This is a genomic window from Tardisphaera saccharovorans (assembly GCF_046635845.1).
Taxonomy (GTDB): Archaea; Thermoproteota; Thermoprotei_A; order Marsarchaeales; family UBA168; genus UBA168.
This window is the reverse complement of record NZ_JAQQXN010000001.1, coordinates 595528-613191: the sequence shown is the minus strand read 5'-3', so window position 1 is coordinate 613191 and position 17664 is coordinate 595528. Positions and strand designations below refer to the sequence as shown.

General features: G+C 51.8%; 16 protein-coding genes. 3 read left to right on the top strand and 13 right to left on the bottom strand.

The window, feature by feature from the left end:
• Positions 1 to 7: 7 nt before the first annotated feature.
• Positions 8 to 796, bottom strand: coding sequence for a sugar phosphate isomerase/epimerase family protein (locus PRZ02_RS03025; RefSeq protein WP_449464363.1), 789 nt, complete (start codon positions 794 to 796; stop codon positions 8 to 10).
• 1716 nt (positions 797 to 2512) lie between these two features.
• Between PRZ02_RS03025 and PRZ02_RS03020 the strand changes: the two genes are divergently transcribed.
• Entirely contained in the window at positions 2513 to 3268 is a 756-nt protein-coding gene (locus tag PRZ02_RS03020) for an endonuclease/exonuclease/phosphatase family protein (protein ID WP_449464362.1), read from the top strand.
• A 219-nt stretch (positions 3269 to 3487) separates the two neighbouring features.
• Here PRZ02_RS03020 and PRZ02_RS03015 read toward each other — a convergent pair whose 3' ends face one another.
• From PRZ02_RS03015 to PRZ02_RS03005, 3 genes are all read right to left on the bottom strand, one after another.
• Positions 3488 to 4492: a Gfo/Idh/MocA family protein gene (locus PRZ02_RS03015; RefSeq protein ID WP_449464361.1), complete on the bottom strand. Its 1005-nt coding sequence runs from the start codon at positions 4490 to 4492 to the stop codon at positions 3488 to 3490.
• Between the two features lie 208 nt (positions 4493 to 4700).
• Entirely contained in the window at positions 4701 to 5294 is a 594-nt protein-coding gene (locus tag PRZ02_RS03010) for an RNA-guided endonuclease TnpB family protein (protein ID WP_449464436.1), read from the bottom strand.
• Entirely contained in the window at positions 5264 to 5392 is a 129-nt protein-coding gene (locus tag PRZ02_RS03005) for a hypothetical protein (protein WP_449464360.1), read from the bottom strand. The genes PRZ02_RS03010 and PRZ02_RS03005 overlap by 31 nt, the downstream gene beginning before the upstream one ends.
• Before the next feature lie 341 nt (positions 5393 to 5733).
• Here PRZ02_RS03005 and PRZ02_RS03000 point away from each other — a divergent pair, with 341 nt between their 5' ends.
• Positions 5734 to 7137, top strand: a complete 1404-nt coding sequence (locus PRZ02_RS03000) for a sulfatase (protein WP_449464359.1) — start codon at positions 5734 to 5736, stop codon at positions 7135 to 7137.
• Between the two features lie 75 nt (positions 7138 to 7212).
• Here PRZ02_RS03000 and PRZ02_RS02995 read toward each other — a convergent pair whose 3' ends face one another.
• The 3 genes from PRZ02_RS02995 to PRZ02_RS02985 all read right to left on the bottom strand — a co-directional run bounded on the left by PRZ02_RS02995 (position 7213) and on the right by PRZ02_RS02985 (position 11862).
• Positions 7213 to 9459: a glycoside hydrolase family 3 N-terminal domain-containing protein gene (locus PRZ02_RS02995; RefSeq protein ID WP_449464358.1), complete on the bottom strand. Its 2247-nt coding sequence runs from the start codon at positions 9457 to 9459 to the stop codon at positions 7213 to 7215.
• A 31-nt stretch (positions 9460 to 9490) separates the two neighbouring features.
• A complete protein-coding gene (locus PRZ02_RS02990) occupies positions 9491 to 10387 on the bottom strand; it encodes an energy-coupling factor transporter transmembrane component T family protein (RefSeq protein ID WP_449464357.1) in 897 nt (298 codons plus the stop codon).
• 251 nt (positions 10388 to 10638) lie between these two features.
• Entirely contained in the window at positions 10639 to 11862 is a 1224-nt protein-coding gene (locus PRZ02_RS02985; protein ID WP_449464356.1) for an MFS transporter, read from the bottom strand.
• An 83-nt stretch (positions 11863 to 11945) separates the two neighbouring features.
• Between PRZ02_RS02985 and PRZ02_RS02980 the strand changes: the two genes are divergently transcribed.
• Complete coding sequence (locus PRZ02_RS02980) at positions 11946 to 12455, top strand: CoA-binding protein (protein ID WP_449464355.1); 510 nt, start codon at positions 11946 to 11948, stop codon at positions 12453 to 12455.
• 48 nt (positions 12456 to 12503) lie between these two features.
• Here PRZ02_RS02980 and PRZ02_RS02975 read toward each other — a convergent pair whose 3' ends face one another.
• The 6 genes from PRZ02_RS02975 to PRZ02_RS02950 form a co-directional block, all read right to left on the bottom strand.
• Positions 12504 to 13400 carry a sugar phosphate isomerase/epimerase family protein gene (locus PRZ02_RS02975; protein WP_449464354.1) on the bottom strand — a complete coding sequence of 299 codons (897 nt, stop codon included), beginning with the start codon at positions 13398 to 13400 and terminating at the stop codon, positions 12504 to 12506.
• Positions 13333 to 14058, bottom strand: coding sequence for a GNAT family N-acetyltransferase (locus tag PRZ02_RS02970; RefSeq protein ID WP_449464353.1), 726 nt, complete (start codon positions 14056 to 14058; stop codon positions 13333 to 13335). The genes PRZ02_RS02975 and PRZ02_RS02970 overlap by 68 nt, the downstream gene beginning before the upstream one ends.
• The gene (locus PRZ02_RS02965) at positions 14048 to 14467 is read right to left on the bottom strand and encodes a secondary thiamine-phosphate synthase enzyme YjbQ (protein ID WP_449464352.1); all 420 of its coding nucleotides are present in this window, start codon (positions 14465 to 14467) and stop codon (positions 14048 to 14050) included. Before PRZ02_RS02965 ends, PRZ02_RS02970 begins: the two co-directional genes overlap by 11 nt.
• A gap of 89 nt (positions 14468 to 14556) precedes the next feature.
• Positions 14557 to 15474 (bottom strand): sodium:calcium antiporter, encoded by a 918-nt coding sequence (locus PRZ02_RS02960; protein WP_449464351.1) that lies wholly within the window; start codon positions 15472 to 15474, stop codon positions 14557 to 14559.
• A gap of 75 nt (positions 15475 to 15549) precedes the next feature.
• The gene (locus PRZ02_RS02955) at positions 15550 to 16689 is read right to left on the bottom strand and encodes a P-loop NTPase (protein WP_449464350.1); all 1140 of its coding nucleotides are present in this window, start codon (positions 16687 to 16689) and stop codon (positions 15550 to 15552) included.
• Positions 16690 to 16724: 35 nt separating this feature from the next.
• Positions 16725 to 17600, bottom strand: a complete 876-nt coding sequence (locus PRZ02_RS02950; RefSeq protein ID WP_449464349.1) for a glycosyltransferase — start codon at positions 17598 to 17600, stop codon at positions 16725 to 16727.
• Positions 17601 to 17664 lie beyond the last annotated feature (64 nt).

The following is a 17664-nucleotide window of genomic DNA, read 5'->3' as shown; positions in this document are numbered from 1 at the left end:
AAAAACCTCATTTCTGCTGTAGCCTAAGAAAGGCAAGAGCCTCCTCTAGGCTCTTCCTCGGCTCATGTGAAAGCGAGCATTCAAGGGTACCGTAATATGAGTAGCCCAGTTGGGAAAGCGCCTTAAGGGGGGTTGAGAAATCGGTGTGGCCCTTGCCTGGCTCCATTCTGTTGCTATCCGCAAGATGTAGGTGAAGCAAGCGAGGAAACGCTGCTGATAGAGCCTTGACCATATCAACTTCCTCAATATTCATGTGAAACAGATCTCCCATTATGCCTATTCCTTCCCCAGCTTCAAGGGCTATCGAATACGCATCTGATAAAGTTCTGACTAAGTGTGTCTCATACCTATTAAGGGGCTCCAGGATCACGTAGGAACCAACGTCCTGCGCCTTTCTGGACAGTTGCTTTAACTCTTCCAACAAAAGACGCCTTTCCAGCTCTGTGGCCGTCGCGTAAGGGCTGAGATCCGGTAACTTTGAGCCTCCAAACGTGGGTACCACGATCACTCCAACGGCTTCGAGGTTAGCAGCCCAATTAAGACGATCTGTTATCTCTGCCACTGCGGTTTCTCTTTCCTTGGGTGAGGCCGAAAGCAGATCACCCTTATATCCTGAACAGACGGTTGAAATCCTTATACCATAGGACGCGCTTAGCTCCTTCACCTCTTTGATTTTATTGGGCATATCATCAGTGCCCCATAGTTCGACCGCGTCATACCCTATCTCCTTTAACAATGAGAACTTCTGGTCGTACGTCTTTCCTGGGACCAAATTTTCCTGGACCGAAAACTTCATAGAATGATCGTGCCGTCATTTAAAAGTGTAGCATTATCTCTTCGATAAGATTTTACTGTTTACGTTCCACGCATAGTTTTTGCGGATCTCCCCCGGGGGAAATGGGTTCGCGGTCAAGAATTGGCAGATTTGCTGATTTTCAGATGTAAGGAAAAGCCCTTTAAATGGATGACAGTAAAACGCGAAAACCCCTTGAAGGGGATCTCCAGCATCGTAAAAATGCGAGAGCTTCCAAATGAGGAGGACGCATACGCGTAGGCCCTTGTTAATGGGCGCAAACGAGGCCCACCCACAAAGGCCCAACAGCCGTTGCAGCTGTACAGAAAGCACCGAACCCCTCCTCAGTTAGTGAGGTAGTTCGCACGCATCCGCTAACAAAACGTCGGCATATACTTTAATTTAATTAAAGATGAGTTGACTAATCTTCTTCCAGCTACCTTGGTCCCGATACAGATCTCAGGCTTAAATCCGTTCCTTGGCAAATACACAGGTCTCTCCTTGTCGTTAATGGCAGAGGTAAGCCCAGCGTATCTGCTTGCCCTGTCTTTATTTGGCTTAACTTTTGGGCAACTATTTCATTCGTTCACATCACGATCACGTCATTTGTGACCTCGATACATGGCGGCATTTTTTAGAGCTACATCTACCGCTATTCCCATGCCCCTTGTAAGAGGAAATCCCATGTTAAGACAACAACTACTCGCGCGACTTCATAAGCTCCGAGTTGTCCTTCGGCTAGGATCTCCTAACTTTTGTTGATCAGGCGTCAAGCAAGTTTGGCTAAGGTTTTTACACGCAACTAAATCGAGGAGGCTGCTCGTTCTTTACGTCTTCAAAAAAGATTATGAAGCTAATCGCGCAGAAGGACCCACCCACCAGTACAGTAATCCCTATTAGCGTAAGACCCATGAGCAACCACAAGAAACAGGAGAGAATTGCGGAAACCGGCGCCATAAAAAGCACGCCTTCTTCTCCTGAACTTATGCTGTGAGCCAGGTAAAATGAAAAAAAGCCGTCGACCATAGGCATATTATGAGAATTAAATAATCCTCAGGTATACCCGGTAACCACGTCCACAGCGATCCGGATAACGCAAGATAGGGAGACAAAGTTGTAAGTATGCTTGACACCAAAAGAAGGATGACCTTAACATCATAAAAACGGCACTTGCCCCTTTTTCTTCTACCACAATAACCTCAAGGTTTCGCGCTATAAGGGTTTCGAACTACTTGCGTGGCCAAATAAGTCCTAGGCCATAGCATTTTTTTCCCTTGTTTTCCTGCTGCTTTGCGCTTCACGCTTTAGCCTCCGCATTAGGACCAAGGCGTGACAGGCATACACCTTGTACTGCTTCTTCGATAAGTATGTGAGGCTTTCTCTCGAAGGTAACCCAATGGAGTTTCCTGAGGAGAACCACTCGGTGGCCCAGTTCTTTCCATGAGCTGCTTCATCGCTCCACTTCTTTCATGAATTCAAACCCGGCGTGCCAATAAGCCACTGAGACATGATTCTGGCGTTAAAAGGGCTAAGCCTGGCTAGCAGTTGGAATTCCCGTAACTGGTACTTGGCTACCGGTTCGGTCGAGTATCTTAAGCTCTTAATTGTCATATCATCGTGGACCTAACTATCACCTACAACATCTCTAAAAGTTCTCTCTGGAACTGCGAAAAAATCGCTGAGCGAGTAAACCTTTTACGGGGCGTCCCACGCTCGATCATGAGGATTGTTACTTGGAACATTCACGGTGGAAAGGATTCGCGTGGAAGACCGACGCTCACGCAGATCATAAACTTTCTCAGAGCTCTTTCGCCCGACATAGTAGGACTTCAAGAATGTGTCAGATACCAAGGAGAGAATTTCATGGTTTTAACGATATCAAATGCGCTTGACATGGATGCCATTTGGGCTCCCACCATAAGGGATTATCAGAGCAACGCCGTCCTCTCGCGCGAAACCATAGGCTCATACTCGGTGCTAAGGTTCGAAAGGTCACCTGAGGAGGAAGAGAGGAGGTTAGCTATCAGAGTAAGCGCGAACTATCGTGGACGCGGTTTCCCGTTTTTCGTGACTCACCTCTCGCTCGACGAACCAAGCAGAATTGCTCAGGTAGCTCGCCTAATGACATGGATGGGAAAAATTGATGACGCTGTTCTCGTGGGCGACTTCAACGACGTACCCGGCTCGCCCGCCATAAAGGGCATAGGATTAACCGACGCCTCCCCCGGCGTAAGGGCTACATTCCCATCGGAAGATCCAAAGGAAAGGCTTGACTACGTCTTCATTGGGAAGAAATGGAAGGTCATGAGCTACCAGGTGCCGAATGTGCTTTATTCTGATCACCTACCATTGGTCGTAGACTTAGAACCGCTACGAGGTGAAGTTGCACGCGATAGACCAAATACGGCGTACGGGCGCACTTCTTCAAGCACTTTTTACCCTCAACGGTTTATCCGCGATACTTCCAGTGCCTAAAAGGATGTGATGTGCCGTCCAAAGCCGAAGGCTCGCGCTCCCCTTTCCCTGTGGTCTTGCGACCGAGGTCATATCGGAAATTTCTTATTCCCTCAACTGCTTCCTTAACAGGACTTGACTTCGATTGAAGCACTGAAGCCCACAAGTTTTTGCCACTGGCGCTAACGGCATACGTTGCCCTTCAAGGCCAGCTTAAAGCTGAAACCCATTTACCAAAAGTCACGATTCTGCGAGCTTTGCAACGCTAAGCGACTGACCGGTTTCAAGCGAGGAAAGCGCCGCTATGGTAACCGCAGCTGTTTTCAGCGCGTCAGCATAATCCGACTTAACGATTGATTGGTCTGCTTTCTTCACTGCATCCAAGAATGTTCTGTCCTCCAGCTTGAATATGTCCGGTTCGCCGTTTATGGTTACCTGCACGGTTCCTCTCTCCTTGTAAAGCCTCAAGTTTTGCTCCCACTTCTCGAACACGGCGGTTGTATCGTACGCATAAACGTTCATGAAAACTCCACCCATGGAATTGGAAGAACATGAAGAATAAATATTGGCCACTGCACCGCTCTTGAACTTGATGTTTAGCACCGCAGCATCATCTATGTTATATGAAGAGGGCACGCCCTTGTTGAAACCTCTGGCGGCAAAAGCCTGAACAGTATCCACTTCTCCAGCGAAGTACCTGGCCTGGTCTACTGTGTGTGTCACCTGCTCATGCATCTGCGTTCCACTCTGTTCGCGTCTTATCCACCACCAATCCCTGGTGGGCGTACCCCCTATCCAGCCGCCCAATATCAGGATCGGTGGGTCATGCAGAAAGCTTTCTCTGGCATAATTCACAGAGCGCCTGTACCTGTTCATGTAGCCCGCGCCGGTGATGACGCGGTTCTTCTTGACCTCATCAAGTACCTTTTTGCCGATATCGAGATCTAAAACTACTGGTTTCTCCACGAAGAACGGGATGCCTCTCTTGGCGGCCTCAATTTCCGATCCATGCGCGAACGGAGGCAGGAAGTAGTATATGACATCCGGTTTAGACTCGTTTATCATGGCGGCTAACTCGTCATAAACGGGCACGCCGCCGTATTTAGCCGAAAGTGAATTGGCGGCTTCCTTAACCGCATCGTAAAATCCCACGAACTCTACATCCTGAAATGTGGATATTCCCTTGGCATGGGCGTCGGCTATGCCACCGCACCCAACAAAAGATACACGAAGTTTGTCCGACATGATCAAGTTTTGGCTTGGCTTAAACGTTTATCGAATGCAATAGATATGCCGCGCGCAGTACCCAGTAATAGTTTCCATCAGCTCGGAGCCAGTTCAAATGACCAAGAGCCATAAAACCGATTTCCTGCTCAGAACTTCGGGCTTCGTGCGCACAAAACCATGAGATTCCTTTGTACGCTTGATTTTTTGATTAAGCTTTTAATAGGAGTTATTCTGATATACCTGTCTTAAACCGCTTACGTTTTTCCTCTCTTTCTCTGGTCTCTCGTTTCAAGTCAGCCACTCCTCGCCAAAGCTTCGGAAGCTTGTTGCTGGTCTCCTGCCCCACCCGTAAGTGGGGTTTCATCGAACCGCAACGATTGGCTGACAGCGGCCTGAAGTAATCGGATTTACCGAGCACCTCGACGTTCCTTGAGGCGTTCAAGTCCGCATTGAGCTCATAACCGCAGTTCTTGCATTTGAATACTGAGCCATGCCCGTTGTTCTTGCCTGTATAGCCACGTTTCGAACGTTTCTGCGACGCATGCTTCGGATCTACATGCAGTACTATTTTGCCTGCATCCTCTGCCTTGTATTCTGTGAACTTCTGCAGTTCTGCTGGTGACCATGAACCCAGCATCTTTCTAAATCTTTTGCCCTTTCCATTTTGCTTCATCGACGCGGGATTCAGCGCCTCTAATGCATATGCGTCATAGGGAAGTGAAACTATCTTCTTTGAGATCGCATGATTAACATCACGCGCGAACCGTCTCTCTCTTCCGCTCGGTTTCCTCAGTTTCCCATGAGCGGAACGAGCGCAGATGGTAGCGTGGGTATCCTTTCCCTCACCTTTCCGTATGTCCCTTTGTTGAGCTTGCTCTTGTTGAACGTTTTGTTCTCGAAACCATAGTCCAGAACCATCTGTACAGCTTCTTTAAGCTGCTTTGCCGTTTCAATTAATGACTATCGTATGGTAGTTTTAGTTTAATAGTTCTGAACATCTATTATTAGTATAGCAAACTTATTAATAGTATTTTCGGGTGAGGGAAGTCTGCCTATCTCCTCCCTGGAGGTCGGAGCTTTACTGCTTCCCTCAAACTCCTAACTTTTCTATAGATTTCTTAAGGGACTAACCCAACGCACCGTCTTCACAGAGCCCTAGCCGCGCTAACCTATGACCTCGATTGAACGACTCGTTTAAATTCACATGCTTTTGCGCGACAAGCTTAGTAAGGCGTTTAATATGCGGTAAGTTATAGGCCATGCCTAAAGACGATCTTAACCTTATAATAGTTGTCTTAGATAGCCTCAGGCAGGACCACGTCAGCTTTTACAATCATGGGAAAGCCGTTTTCGACGGAGTACCTGCGGCTAAGACCCCCAACCTGGACAGGGTGCTTGCCGATGGCATTGCCTTTTTGAACGCTTACCCCTCTGGCTTACCTACAATCCCGCAACGGACTGAGCTGCTTACTGGGCAATTCACGTTACCTTACAAACCATGGTCTCCGCTAAACCAGTATGACTTGACTGCGGCCGCGCTACTGAAGAGGAGAGGTTACGTGACCGCGTTAATCTCCGATACCTACCATATGTTCAAGCCCGGCTACAACCTGTACTCGGGCCTTGATTACTGGGAATTCATAAGGGGGCAGGAATTTGATGCCCACGGCATCCCGCCTCCTAAAAACAGAAAAATCGAGGACTACTGCAATACTAACATAAAGAACGATCCAGCCTGGGTTTCCTTGTTGAGCAAGTTCCTTTCAAACATTGACGAGTTCAGGGATGATGAAGACGATGATTGGTTCCCCTGCAAGGTTTTCTCGAAGGCGGCTGATTGGGTGCGTAAAAATAGACGGCAGGACGGCCACATCTTCCTTTGGATTGACAGTTTTGACCCGCACGAGCCCTGGGAACATCCTCATTCCTACGACGTAAGTTACGGCATGGCGCTTGATGCTAAGCCGCGGATAATACTTCCCAAGGGTGGCGAGGCCATGTCCTGGGCCTCACCCGAAGAGATAACTAGTATCCGCAAGCTGTACGCTGGGGAAGTTGCCTTCGTCGATCACTGCTTTGAACGCTTTTATTCAGCGCTGAAGGAGACGGGCCTTCTGGACAATTCCATCATGCTTCTGCTTGCCGATCACGGCCATCCGTTGGCTGATCACGGAAAGTTTCTGAAGGGAGGAGATAGGATGTACAGCGAGCTGCTTAAGGTGCCTTTCGGAATTAGGCTTCCGAGCGATGTGGGTTCGGAGCTCGGAATCAAGAGCGGAATGTCCCAAGACCTAATCGCGGTGCCAGACGCGTTGCCCACGCTGCTTGAGCTTCTCGGCTTCGAGGAGGACGCGATACCTTTGGCTGGACGCAGCTTTTTGCCTGTCCTTAAGAGCGAAAAGAAGGGAAGAAACGCAGTGATAATGGGATACCACGAGGCGCCAGACAGGTGCGTAAGGGACGGACGGTACAGTTACGTCAGCAGGCCTGCAGGGCAACCTGATGAGCTTTACGATCTGGAAGAGGACCCTCGTGAGAAGCGCAACTTAATTGACGAGCGCCCTGAGGAGGCGAGGAGGCTTGCCAAAGCTCTAAGGGGTGTTTGGGCGCACACGCCGCAGAGCTACGTCAAGGGTCTCCAAGGCAAGTACGAGCTTTATTGACACGGCGGCTGCTTGCTATCGAATCACTTAGACACCTACTTTTTAAGCAAGATTTCCTAATAGGAACGTTCGTCTTCACTCTACTGAGACGCTTGAACTAAACGCTCTTCTTATGAGTAACCGTGCCGATGCGCTGACTTCAAAATCTCCCCTTAGCCTAATGTCTTCTGATGAAGATCCGACCTCAACAACATATTGACCTTTTTCTATTATGAGCTGCATTTGGTCATCGTAGAAGGATAGGATCTCGGCTGGGACGCGGAACGTGACCTTCCTCCTCTCGCCGGGCTTAAGCGACAGCTTCGCAAATCCCTTGAGCTCCTTTGCTGGCCTTGAAACCGAGGCAATCGGCTTCGAGACGTAGAGCTGGGCGACCTCCTTTCCCTCCCTTCCTCCAGAGTTCTCGACGTAGAACGATATCTCAACCACGCCGCCCGGATTTACCTGCGGCGTGACGGAGAGGGAGGAGTAGGAGAAGGTCGTGTAGGACAGGCCGTGACCAAAGGGGTAGAGGGGCATGGAGTCCGTGAAGGCGTAGCTGCCCATGGAAGACCTCCTCCTGTAGTAGTAATCGGGGAGCTGGCCAACGGACTTTGGATAGGATATGGGAAGGTGGCCGCTTGGGTTGACCTCGCCGAAAAGCACTTCGGCGATCGCCTCCCCTCCCTCCTCTCCCGGAAGCCAGGCCTCGAGGATGGCCGATATGGAAGAGGGGTTGGGGATGGAGTAGGGCCTCCCGCTTACGAGCACTAAAACGAGCGGCTTTCCAAGCCCCTCGAGCTCCACGAGGAGGTCCTCCTGCGCTCCCGGCAGCTTGAGGTCGTGGGAGTCGATGCCCTCCCCGACCGTGTTCTGGTAATCCTCGTACTTACCGCCATGCCAGGCCCATTGCGGAAGCCCAGACCTGTCTCCCATAACGGCCACGACCACGTCTGCCTGCCTGGCTGCCTCAAGGGCCTGCCCGAAGCCGTCCTTAGATGGAAGCGCTACGTCGCATCCCTTAGCGTAGAGAACAGAAGAGACCCTGCTCTTTAGCGCGTCTAGGATGCTCGTTACCTTAACCGTGGGTTCCTTGAGCGCTACGTGGGCTGCATAGTGATAGTCTCCCAGCAAGTTCCTCGCGTCCGCAGCGTTAGGGCCAATCACGGCTATCTTTGCTTTCCTTCCTAAGGGAAGCACCCCTTCGTTCTTGAGAAGTATAATAGACTCCCTAGCTGCTTCGAGCGCAAGGCTCCTGTCCTCAGGCGTGTCTAGGCTCTCTGGGACCTGAGACTCGTCCACATACGGATTGTCGAACAGGCCGAGCTGGAACTTGAGTCTCAGTACCCTCTCAACGGCCGCGTCCACGGCGCTCTCGGGGATTAGGCCCTCCTTGACGGCGCTTACCAGCTCGTGATAGCACCTTCCAGTTGGCAACTCCACGTCGACGCCTACCATTAGCGCCTTGATTCCCGCTTCCTGCAAGCTTCCGGCAATCCCTTCCGTGGTCTTGAGCCGGGAGACCCCCTCATAATCGGACACAACGACCCCCTTAAAGCCCCACTCACCTCTGAGGACCCCTTTTAACAACCATGAGTTGGCGTGAGATGGCACCCCATCTATCTGATGATAAGCTGGCATTATGGTCTGCAATCCTGCCAGCTTCACGGCTGCTTCAAAGGTCCTCAAGTGGTTTTCCCTCAGGAACCTCTCGGAGACGTTCACGGGTGCGGTGTTCCTCCCTCCCTCGGAGGATCCGTGCCCCGCGAAGTGCTTTCCGGTTGCGGCTACGCCCTGCGCCTGAAGAGACGACACGTACGCAACTCCCATGGAGGAGACGAGGTAGGGATCCTCACCGTAGGTCTCCTCGGTCCTTCCCCACCTCGGGTCAACCGCAAGGTCAAGGACTGGCGCAAGACCTTGCCTACCTCCGACGGTCCTCACCTGCTTTCCTATGGATATCGCAACTTTTTTCATCAATGGAACGCTCCAAGTGCTGGCAAGCCCTATGGATTGTGGAAAGCAGGTAGATGATGGTCCCTGCAATCCTGCAAGGCATTCTTCATGGATTATGGTCGGTATTTTCAGCCTTGTCTCATTTATAAGAAACCGCTGTATCTTGTTAACTACGCTCGCGGCGTCTTTTGGCTTGAAGCCCCTGCCGGATATGCGGGTTATCTCGCCTATTCCGTTCTTCAGGAGGTTCCTTGCCTTCTCCTCTGAGAATTGGCCGTTTTCAAGGAGCTCATCTGCCCACGCGGAGCTGAGCTGAGCCATCTTTTCTTCCAAACTCATGCTCTTGATAAGCTCCCTCACTTTCTCATCAACGTTATTAGCTGACATAAGCAAAGCCCATAGCCATATAAAAGCGTAGTCATTTAATGAGGAACGAAACAACCCAAACTGAAAGAAGCACCACGATGAGGACCGCGTCCAAGGGTGTTAAGCTTACGTCCTTGTAATAGCTTCTTCTATTACCGGACCTGAACCCTCTAAGGTCTGCTGAAATGGCTAGGCTCTGGGCGCTCATTATGGATAGCACGACCACATTTGCTATGCCGAGCAATCCCGCAAATACCACCCTTACTATACTCAATGGACGGCGGGCGGTCCATTGCCTCCAAGAGAGGCCGCGGCTTCTCATCGCTTCAAAGGTAGCGGATATCTGATCGATTATCCTAGGTATCGCCGTGAAGGCAACGGTCAGTATGAAACCCATTTCCACGGGAACCTTACTTTTAACCAGTGCTCTAAGGATGTCAGCTGGAGACGAGCTGAAAACTATGAGGAAAGCGCTAGCAACCGCCACGGAATCTCTCAATCCAGACAGCAACCCGAACTGAAAACCAACCGCGGAGAAACCGCTTACGCCAAGGGCCCTCAACGAGCTAGGCAAAAGTAGCTCGTAGCCATAGCCCATGCGGGGTCTGAACTCTATTGACGCCGTCCACGCCGCAGGGATTACTGTGGCGGCTATAAGCGGAAAGATAAACGCGTACTTATCCCTTACGCGGGGCGTAAAGGCGTAAAGCATCAGGACAAACGCAAGAAGCAGCAAGACATATGCTGGGCTTACGACATCGCACATGGCGGGAAGGGTTATGGCCATGAGCAACTTAACCCTGGGATCAACCTTATCTAGCGGTCCTCCATAGGGAAACGCAAACACCGAGCTGAACTTGTTCAGCCCTATGGCTACCCATACGAAGTAGAAGGCGGTTAACGGCCCAAAGAGGATCATGGCCAGCGCAACGGCGTAAGCCACCAGCATGTTAAGAGAGTAACCGCCCTCCTTATAAGCAGTAGGAGGCCAATGAGGTGTTTTGCCTTTGGTCTGAAAACGTTGCGACTACACGCTTTTGGTACCGCTATGGGAAAAATGGCGATTTCCATGTCTTTAACTTTAATCGGGTTTAAGAGGCAGAAGTCTCCTTGAAGGGGATGGATCAACTCTCGCGACCGCCGCACGAGGCTCCACTCGCCAGCGTGGGCTAGTTCATTGGTGCGTTATGCGATTTTCTTTCAAAGCGCTCGCTCCACCTCGCTATCGTGCTTTGTCTCTCTTTCCTCTGGCGGCTTAACGTTGTGGAAGAAAACCCAATACAGGGCCGCGTTGGCCGCTAAAAAAGCCCCGCTTAAGTAAAGAGGCAACGATATGGATATGTATTCCATGAGGTAGCCCGTCAGAGTCGGGGCAGCAACCGTGCTTGCCCTACGCGCTATACCCGATACCCCCTGCGACGTTGCCCGGGCCTCCTCGTCAATTACGCCAAGGGTATACGACTGCCTCACTGGCATTGCCATGCTGTTCAGCGCCCCCCTTAGGACGTAAGCAACGGAAGCCACCAAGTACGTGGGAGATAACGGTATGGCAACCAGTGCCACTATGCCAGCGATGCGCGTCAGGGTTATGGTCTTGATTGAGCCAAGTACGCGAGCCATGCGCGCGGCCAGTGGATAGGAGGCGGCATTTACAAGGCTGGACGTGAAGAACACGGGGGTGAGCTCATTTAGATCTACCCCGAAGCGAACGTAAAACCAATATGGAAAGAAGGGAGATATGAGTCCCATTCCGAACCCAGAGAACACGCCAGCTAGCGAGAACTTCGTTATAAGCGACGCATTTCTCCTTATGGCCCTGTTTACGGCGGCGCGGCCCTTGGGCTTATCCTCGTGAACGCTCCCTATCACAAAGGCCTGCGCGGCCCCTAAGGCCGCTGTTGTGATGAACAAAACCCGAAATCCAGAAAATCCCATCACGCTTGGTATAAAGGCCAAGAGCGTGCCGAAGGCACTTGATAATGAACCCACCGTAGATGCCACGGATATAACGTAAGTCCTGTTCTTATCATCTGTCTTCTCGGCGAGCAGCGCGTTTTGAAGGGGCGCAAAGGGACCCCCTCCCGCTCCCCCTCCTCCTCCCCCTCCGACGCCTCCGAACACGGCAGCCAGGGTTATCAAGGCGAGGTTGCGGAAAAGCGCGTAGAAAACGCCGGAAAGAGACATGATTAAGGCAAGCATGACAAGCAGGGGCTTCTTTCCGTAAACGTCGCCGGCGTAGCTGAAGACCAGCATCAACACGGCCGAAGAGGCCGACGCCGCCGTGAAAATTAGCCCAATCTGAACTGCGCTTAGATGAAGCTTTGCAAAGTAAATGGGTATGGCGACGTTCATGTATCCGAAGGAAAAACTTCTGAGCCCTCTGGCTGCTATTATTAGGGATTCCCCGCGCTTGTCCCTCGTCATCAGATATTACCTTTAAAACTCAAACGATCTCCCCTTAGCTCTTTAACCTTTTTATGCTGCAACCTAGCCTTAACCGTTGGACCATGAGTAACGAGGAGATCCCGTGGGATGGCCTAAGCGACGAAGACGTAAAGGGCATCCTCACGCGTGCGCGGGTAATAATGGTTATAGGGGCGTCTAGGGATCCGCGGAAGCCCTCCGGTCACGTCCCGCTCTACTTGATGTCGAAGGGCTATCGCGTTGTGCCCGTAAATCCGTTTGCCTCCGAAATAAAAGGCGTGAGGGTATTAAACCGGCCCTCAGATTACGCTGGAACCGAGCACATAGACGTAGTTGACGTGTTCAGGCCTTCACATGAGATACCATCGGTGGTTGAGTCCATAAAGGACCTGAGCTTCGACGTGCTTTGGTTGCAAGAGGGCATATACCATCCGGCAGTGCTGCAACTTAATGAAAAAAAGTTGGTTTGGAACCGCTGTATGATGAAAGAGCACGTCCGCCTCATAGGACGACCGTTGCTCATGCGCCTTAACGCGCTGGCCAGCTGCAAAGGGCGCTTTGGTGGTCTCTTAAACTCGCGCTTAGCTCACTAAGACGCAAGAGCGCAGGTAACCTAGAGGCAGCGCGCTCGAGGCAACCGCCTATAGCTTGGATAGAAACGATCCGTCCGCTCCTACCCTTTTCGAGAGCTCGCCTAACTTCTTCAGATTGTTAACGCTGCTTTCAATCGCCTTGAACGGGTCCTCGCGATACGGGAAGAGGTCAAAGGAATACCAGCCATCGTACCCCAGCTTTTCAAGCCATGACAGCATCTCAAGGAAATCCACGACGTGAACGACGCCAAAATCTAGGTCATCATCTCCTGATCCGAGGTTATCGTTTAAGTGAAGGTGGAAAAGCTTGCCATGCTTCAAGGCAAGCGAAGCCGCAAAGGCAAGCCCTTCCCCTACCATCAGCGAGTGGCCAACGTCGATCGTCACACCAACGTTATCGCGTTGAACCTCCTCTGCCATGAGGAGCGCCTCTCCCATATTGGCGGGTATCTCGCGCGCTCTGGGCTCCTTGGGTTTGTACTCTATGGACACCTTAACTTTTGGGTTGTGATCCGCTATGCGCGCTATGGAATCCACCATGTTTGACCAAGCCCGCGGGTAGTCCGTGCGAAACGGGTAATCGTATCCGTCCTGACCCGCCCACACGTTTACGACCGCGCCGAGTTCTGCCGCCAGATCCATGGCTTTTTGTGTCTCGCTTATGGCCTGCGTTCTGATATCGTCATCCGGTGAAGAAAGGGCCCCGAGCGCCCACTTCCTGCTGGAAAAAAGGTCAACGCCCACCGCCGCTACCTTCAGGCCCATTTCTTGCGCTTTCTGTACAAGCGCTTGCGGCTCGAGGCCAGGAGAGAGGTTGAACTCTATTCCCTGAACTCCGTTGATCTCGGAAAGGACGTTCACCGGATCAACTGCGTCCCTATAACCGCCGGACATGAACCTGTCGGCCATGTTCCCAAAGACCCATAAACCCACCGATATCTTCATGCATAAGCGCCCGTCGTGGCCTATACGCGTATTCCCCCCGCCGTGTTAGGTTGAACGTCAATTTCCCCAATCTTGAGCAATCTTCAAGTACATGCCTTACGTGTTCGTCGTTTTGGTCCTTTACCTTGTACACAGTTGTGTAAATCTCGTAAATAAAGTCGCGTACCGTGCTGCTCGTAAGCGAAGAGCGAGGAAGGAGAGGAAGGACGCCCAGGTTTAGCCTCACCCACGCACCCCTCATAGGAGGCTGATAGTAACGAATCGGAAGGACGTAGAAACCGTTGGCCTTCCAAAACGGAACAATCTTGTCTTCGAACTCAGCGTACAAAAATGCTTCAGGGCCTGCCTTAACTTCACCCGAGAGAACGTTTGACACGGACTTAACGAGCTGACTGCCGAGCCCCCTTCTCCGATATCTGTAGTCAACCGCCAGATACCATATTATGCTTCCCCTATCTAAACGGGCGAAGATCGCCATGGCGACAACCACCCCATCCCTCAGCACCGCTAGGCGCGGACCCGCGCGCCGCCCAATTATCCCGCGCAAGAACTCAACTGGTATTGATGTGGGGGAGTTTCCGAACGACTCCTCGTATATCCGAAGGGCTTCATCCAGATCTTCGTCGCGCCCGTTAAGCTCTCTGAACTCAACGCCCAAAGCTCTCGTCCTCCGGCATAAACGACAGCAACAGCTCCCTCCTCCTTGGACGCACGTCAAGTTCTATTAGGAAAACGTTCTGCCATGTCCCAAGTGCTAAGCGGCCCCTTTCGACTGGGAGAGCTAGGGCGCTGCTTAGAAGCAGGGACCTTAGGTGAGAGTGACCGTTACCATCACCCCACGTTGAGTTATGCCTGTAGTTCGCGTTCTTCGGCACAAGGCGAGATATCATGTCCCTTATATCTTCAAGCAGAGCTGGGTCATCCTCGTTAATAAATAGGCCTGAAGTTGTGCTCTTTAAAAACACAAAAAGCATGCCACTTGGCAGGCCAACCACTCTACTTTCAAGCTCGCCCGTAAGGTTGACTATGTCAAGTTCTCCCCTCGTCTCAACGAAAAGGCTTTCCATATCTTATTGTTTTGATCGATAAAAAGTGTGGCGGTTCGTCGAGAGGCCAAACCCAAGAGGGAGTTAACTCAAATTCGGTGCTAAACGCCTCATAGTATTATCAACGCCACGTACAGGGCATATATGGCGAGCAATGGTAGCGCATCAAGGCGATTAAGCTTGTGTCCTCCCCTCATGGATGCATGAAGTAGCAATGGAGAGGCCAGCGCAAAAACAGCAGAGGACACCACGGGCTGGCTGATCGGCAGCACCATGTCGCCTCCCACAGCGGCCATCGCTCCCAATCCCAGCAGTGCCTTCGCGGTATTTGAGCCAAGGATAGTGCTTAACGCCATTCCGCTTTCCCCATTCCTTGAAGAGATGATGGAAACCATGATCTCGGGCAGCTCGACACCCAATCCCAGTATCAAAACGCCCACAACAAACTCGGGTATTAAGTATCTGGTGGCAATGTTCACTGAGGCCACGACGGAAAATTTGGCAGACACGTATATGAGTACTATAGATCCAAGAAGCACGGCGGTAGTTGCCGCAAGCTTTTTTGGTGGAGGCCTCAAGGGAGGGTTTGCCACATCTTTAGCCTCTCCCCTGGCCACGTAAAAGACGTAAAGCGAGTAAAGAACCACAAGGAAGAACCCAGTGTATCTGTTGAGGCCTCCAGCAAATAAAAGCGAGATCGCAAGCGCCGTTGAAAACGATGAAGTAATTGCCTCCCTCGCGCTCAGGTTTCCCCTGGTGCTCACGTCACCCTTTAGTATCACTAGCAACGATGGGACGAAAGTGGTCACTACCACGGTGGACCCGAGAAGCGTTCCTATGCCCAGCTTGGGGACGCCATCAACGGCCGAGATGGCGCCAGTTATTATCTCATCCATGGCAGTAGCCAAAGATATAAGTATGGCACCTATGGCCTCGCTTGACCAGCCCGCGTAAGAGGCTATCTTGCGCGAGGAATCCACAAGAAGCTCAGTCGAAACGTACAGCGTTACAAGCGATGCCGCTAGCACGAGAACGCTATCCAGTGGTCCCAGTCTTACCTCCTCTCGCTGTATTTTGCGACCGCAAATTAGCCTTTCCCAGAGTCACGCGTTGAGCTTAAGCTGCCAATCTGGACGAAGATTGCTCCTCGGCTTCACGAGCTGAACCTGAAGCCTGAGGTTTCTTGATATCTGTTTGAGGTCTTCCGATACGTACTCCTCGATCCTTCCCTTATCCATTAGCTCAGCCATCATGGGATCTACCTGTAGCCTGCCCAAGAACGGGATGCGGTGCCTTTTCGCCTCCTCCTCACCCTTGGGAGCGCCAAATGGATACACGATATCGCCGTTGGGGCATTTCATGTAGGCCATGTTTTCAACGAGGCCGAGTATGGGGACGTTGACCTGCTTAGCCATGTTAACGAACTTGCTAACGACCATGTTCGCGACGTGCTGAGGCGAGGAAACCACTACCACCCCGTCAACTACTATGCTTTGGAAGATCGTTATGGCGGCATCGCTTGTGCCAGGAGGCATGTCTATTATGAGGTAGTGAAGCTTTCCCCATTTGACGTCTGAGTAAAACTGCTGGATCGCCTTGGTTATGAGAGGGCCCCTCCATATGATTGCCCCCTCTGGGTTGTCCAAAAGGAGGTTCATGGAGACAGCCTTTATGCCGTTCTTTGTGATGAAGGGAAGGAGCTTGTTTCCCTCTGCCATGGGCTCCTGTCCTTCAAGTCCCAGCGCTTCGGCCACGCTTGGCCCCGTTATATCCGCATCTAACACTCCTACGTCGAATCCCTCCCTTCTCAGCTCGGAGGCCAGCGCAACGGCCACAAGCGACTTCCCTACTCCTCCCTTTCCGGATCCCACAGCGATTATCTTCATGATGTCGCCGTGACCGTAAACGGGTATGTTAGATGCGGTGCTGTAAGTCGCGCCGTCCCCATACCTCTTCCTTACTATCTGGGTTACCTCGTCGAGTTCCTCCTTCGTCATGACTACCGTGCGAACCTCGACTTCAGATGCGCCTAGCGCCACGAGCGCGGATCTGACGTCGTCCTCAATTGTGTCAGTGAGAGGACAAGTATCGGTGGTTAGCGCAACCGTAACGCTGATCTTGGGATGATCTCCCTCCGATACGCTGACGTCCTTTATCATCTTGAGCTCAACTAAGTTCATGTTCAGCTCCGGATCCGTTACCTTCGAGAGAGCGCGCAGCACATCTTCCTTCGTAACGCTCAACTTCATCGAGTATGAGACCGTTATAACGCTTAAGCCTATCCCAAAGAGCCCTTAGCCTTGAGGTAGCCGTACGTCCACGCGGTTCTCTTGTAGAGGTAGTGAACGGGAATCACGAGTGATGCCGCGCTTCCCGTGTACTTCGCTGCCCTCAACGCGTTCACTATGCCTGACGCCAAGGCCATCGGAGGATAAAAACGCCAAGGGCGCACGGTGCTAGGATACTTTTTCCTTACCAAGAAGGCACCATATCCCCACCAAAAGTACTCCTTCCAAAGCCCTTTCCAGGATGAGCGCGCCGCGTGATAAACCCAAGCATCAGGGTTAACCGCGAAATACCAGCCCTTCTCACGCATGGCCCTCGTTATCATGGCATCTTCTGCCGCGATCTTAAAGCGAAAGTCAAATCCTCCCGCTTCCACAGCGGCCTTCCTTCTGTATAGCGTGGCGGCCGTACCCGCAGAGGGCAGCGTGGGACCCAGCCTTGCTCTTCTAAATGCCGAAACGGTCCAGGTAATTCCCTCAACGAACGCCACTAGCCCTCCGTCGTACGGATAAGTGATTCCCTCAACGGCTCCCACGTTTGGATGCTTTTTGAGGTATGCGACCTGTTTTTCCAAGAAATCCGGGGGAAGTACGTGATCGCCGTCTACCCACAGGATGTATTCTCCCCTTGCATGCTCCAGAAGGAGCTGTCTAGCGTAGGCCAGGCCACGCCCCTCGTCTGACAAGAGGAGCCTCAAAGGCCACCGCTTGAGTTCTTCGAGGGTTCCATCCGTAGAGAGGCCATCTGCAGCAATGACTTCCTTGGGTTCATAAGTCTGCTCGAAGCAAGAGCGAAGAGCGTCCCTTATGGTTCTCGCGTTGTTCTTCACGGCCAGCGCTATGGTAACTAGGGGATTTTCCGCGTCCATGTCACCTTCATGTGCAAGCTTTTAACGCTTGCGAGCGCCGCTTAGGGTATCTCTAATAATTTAG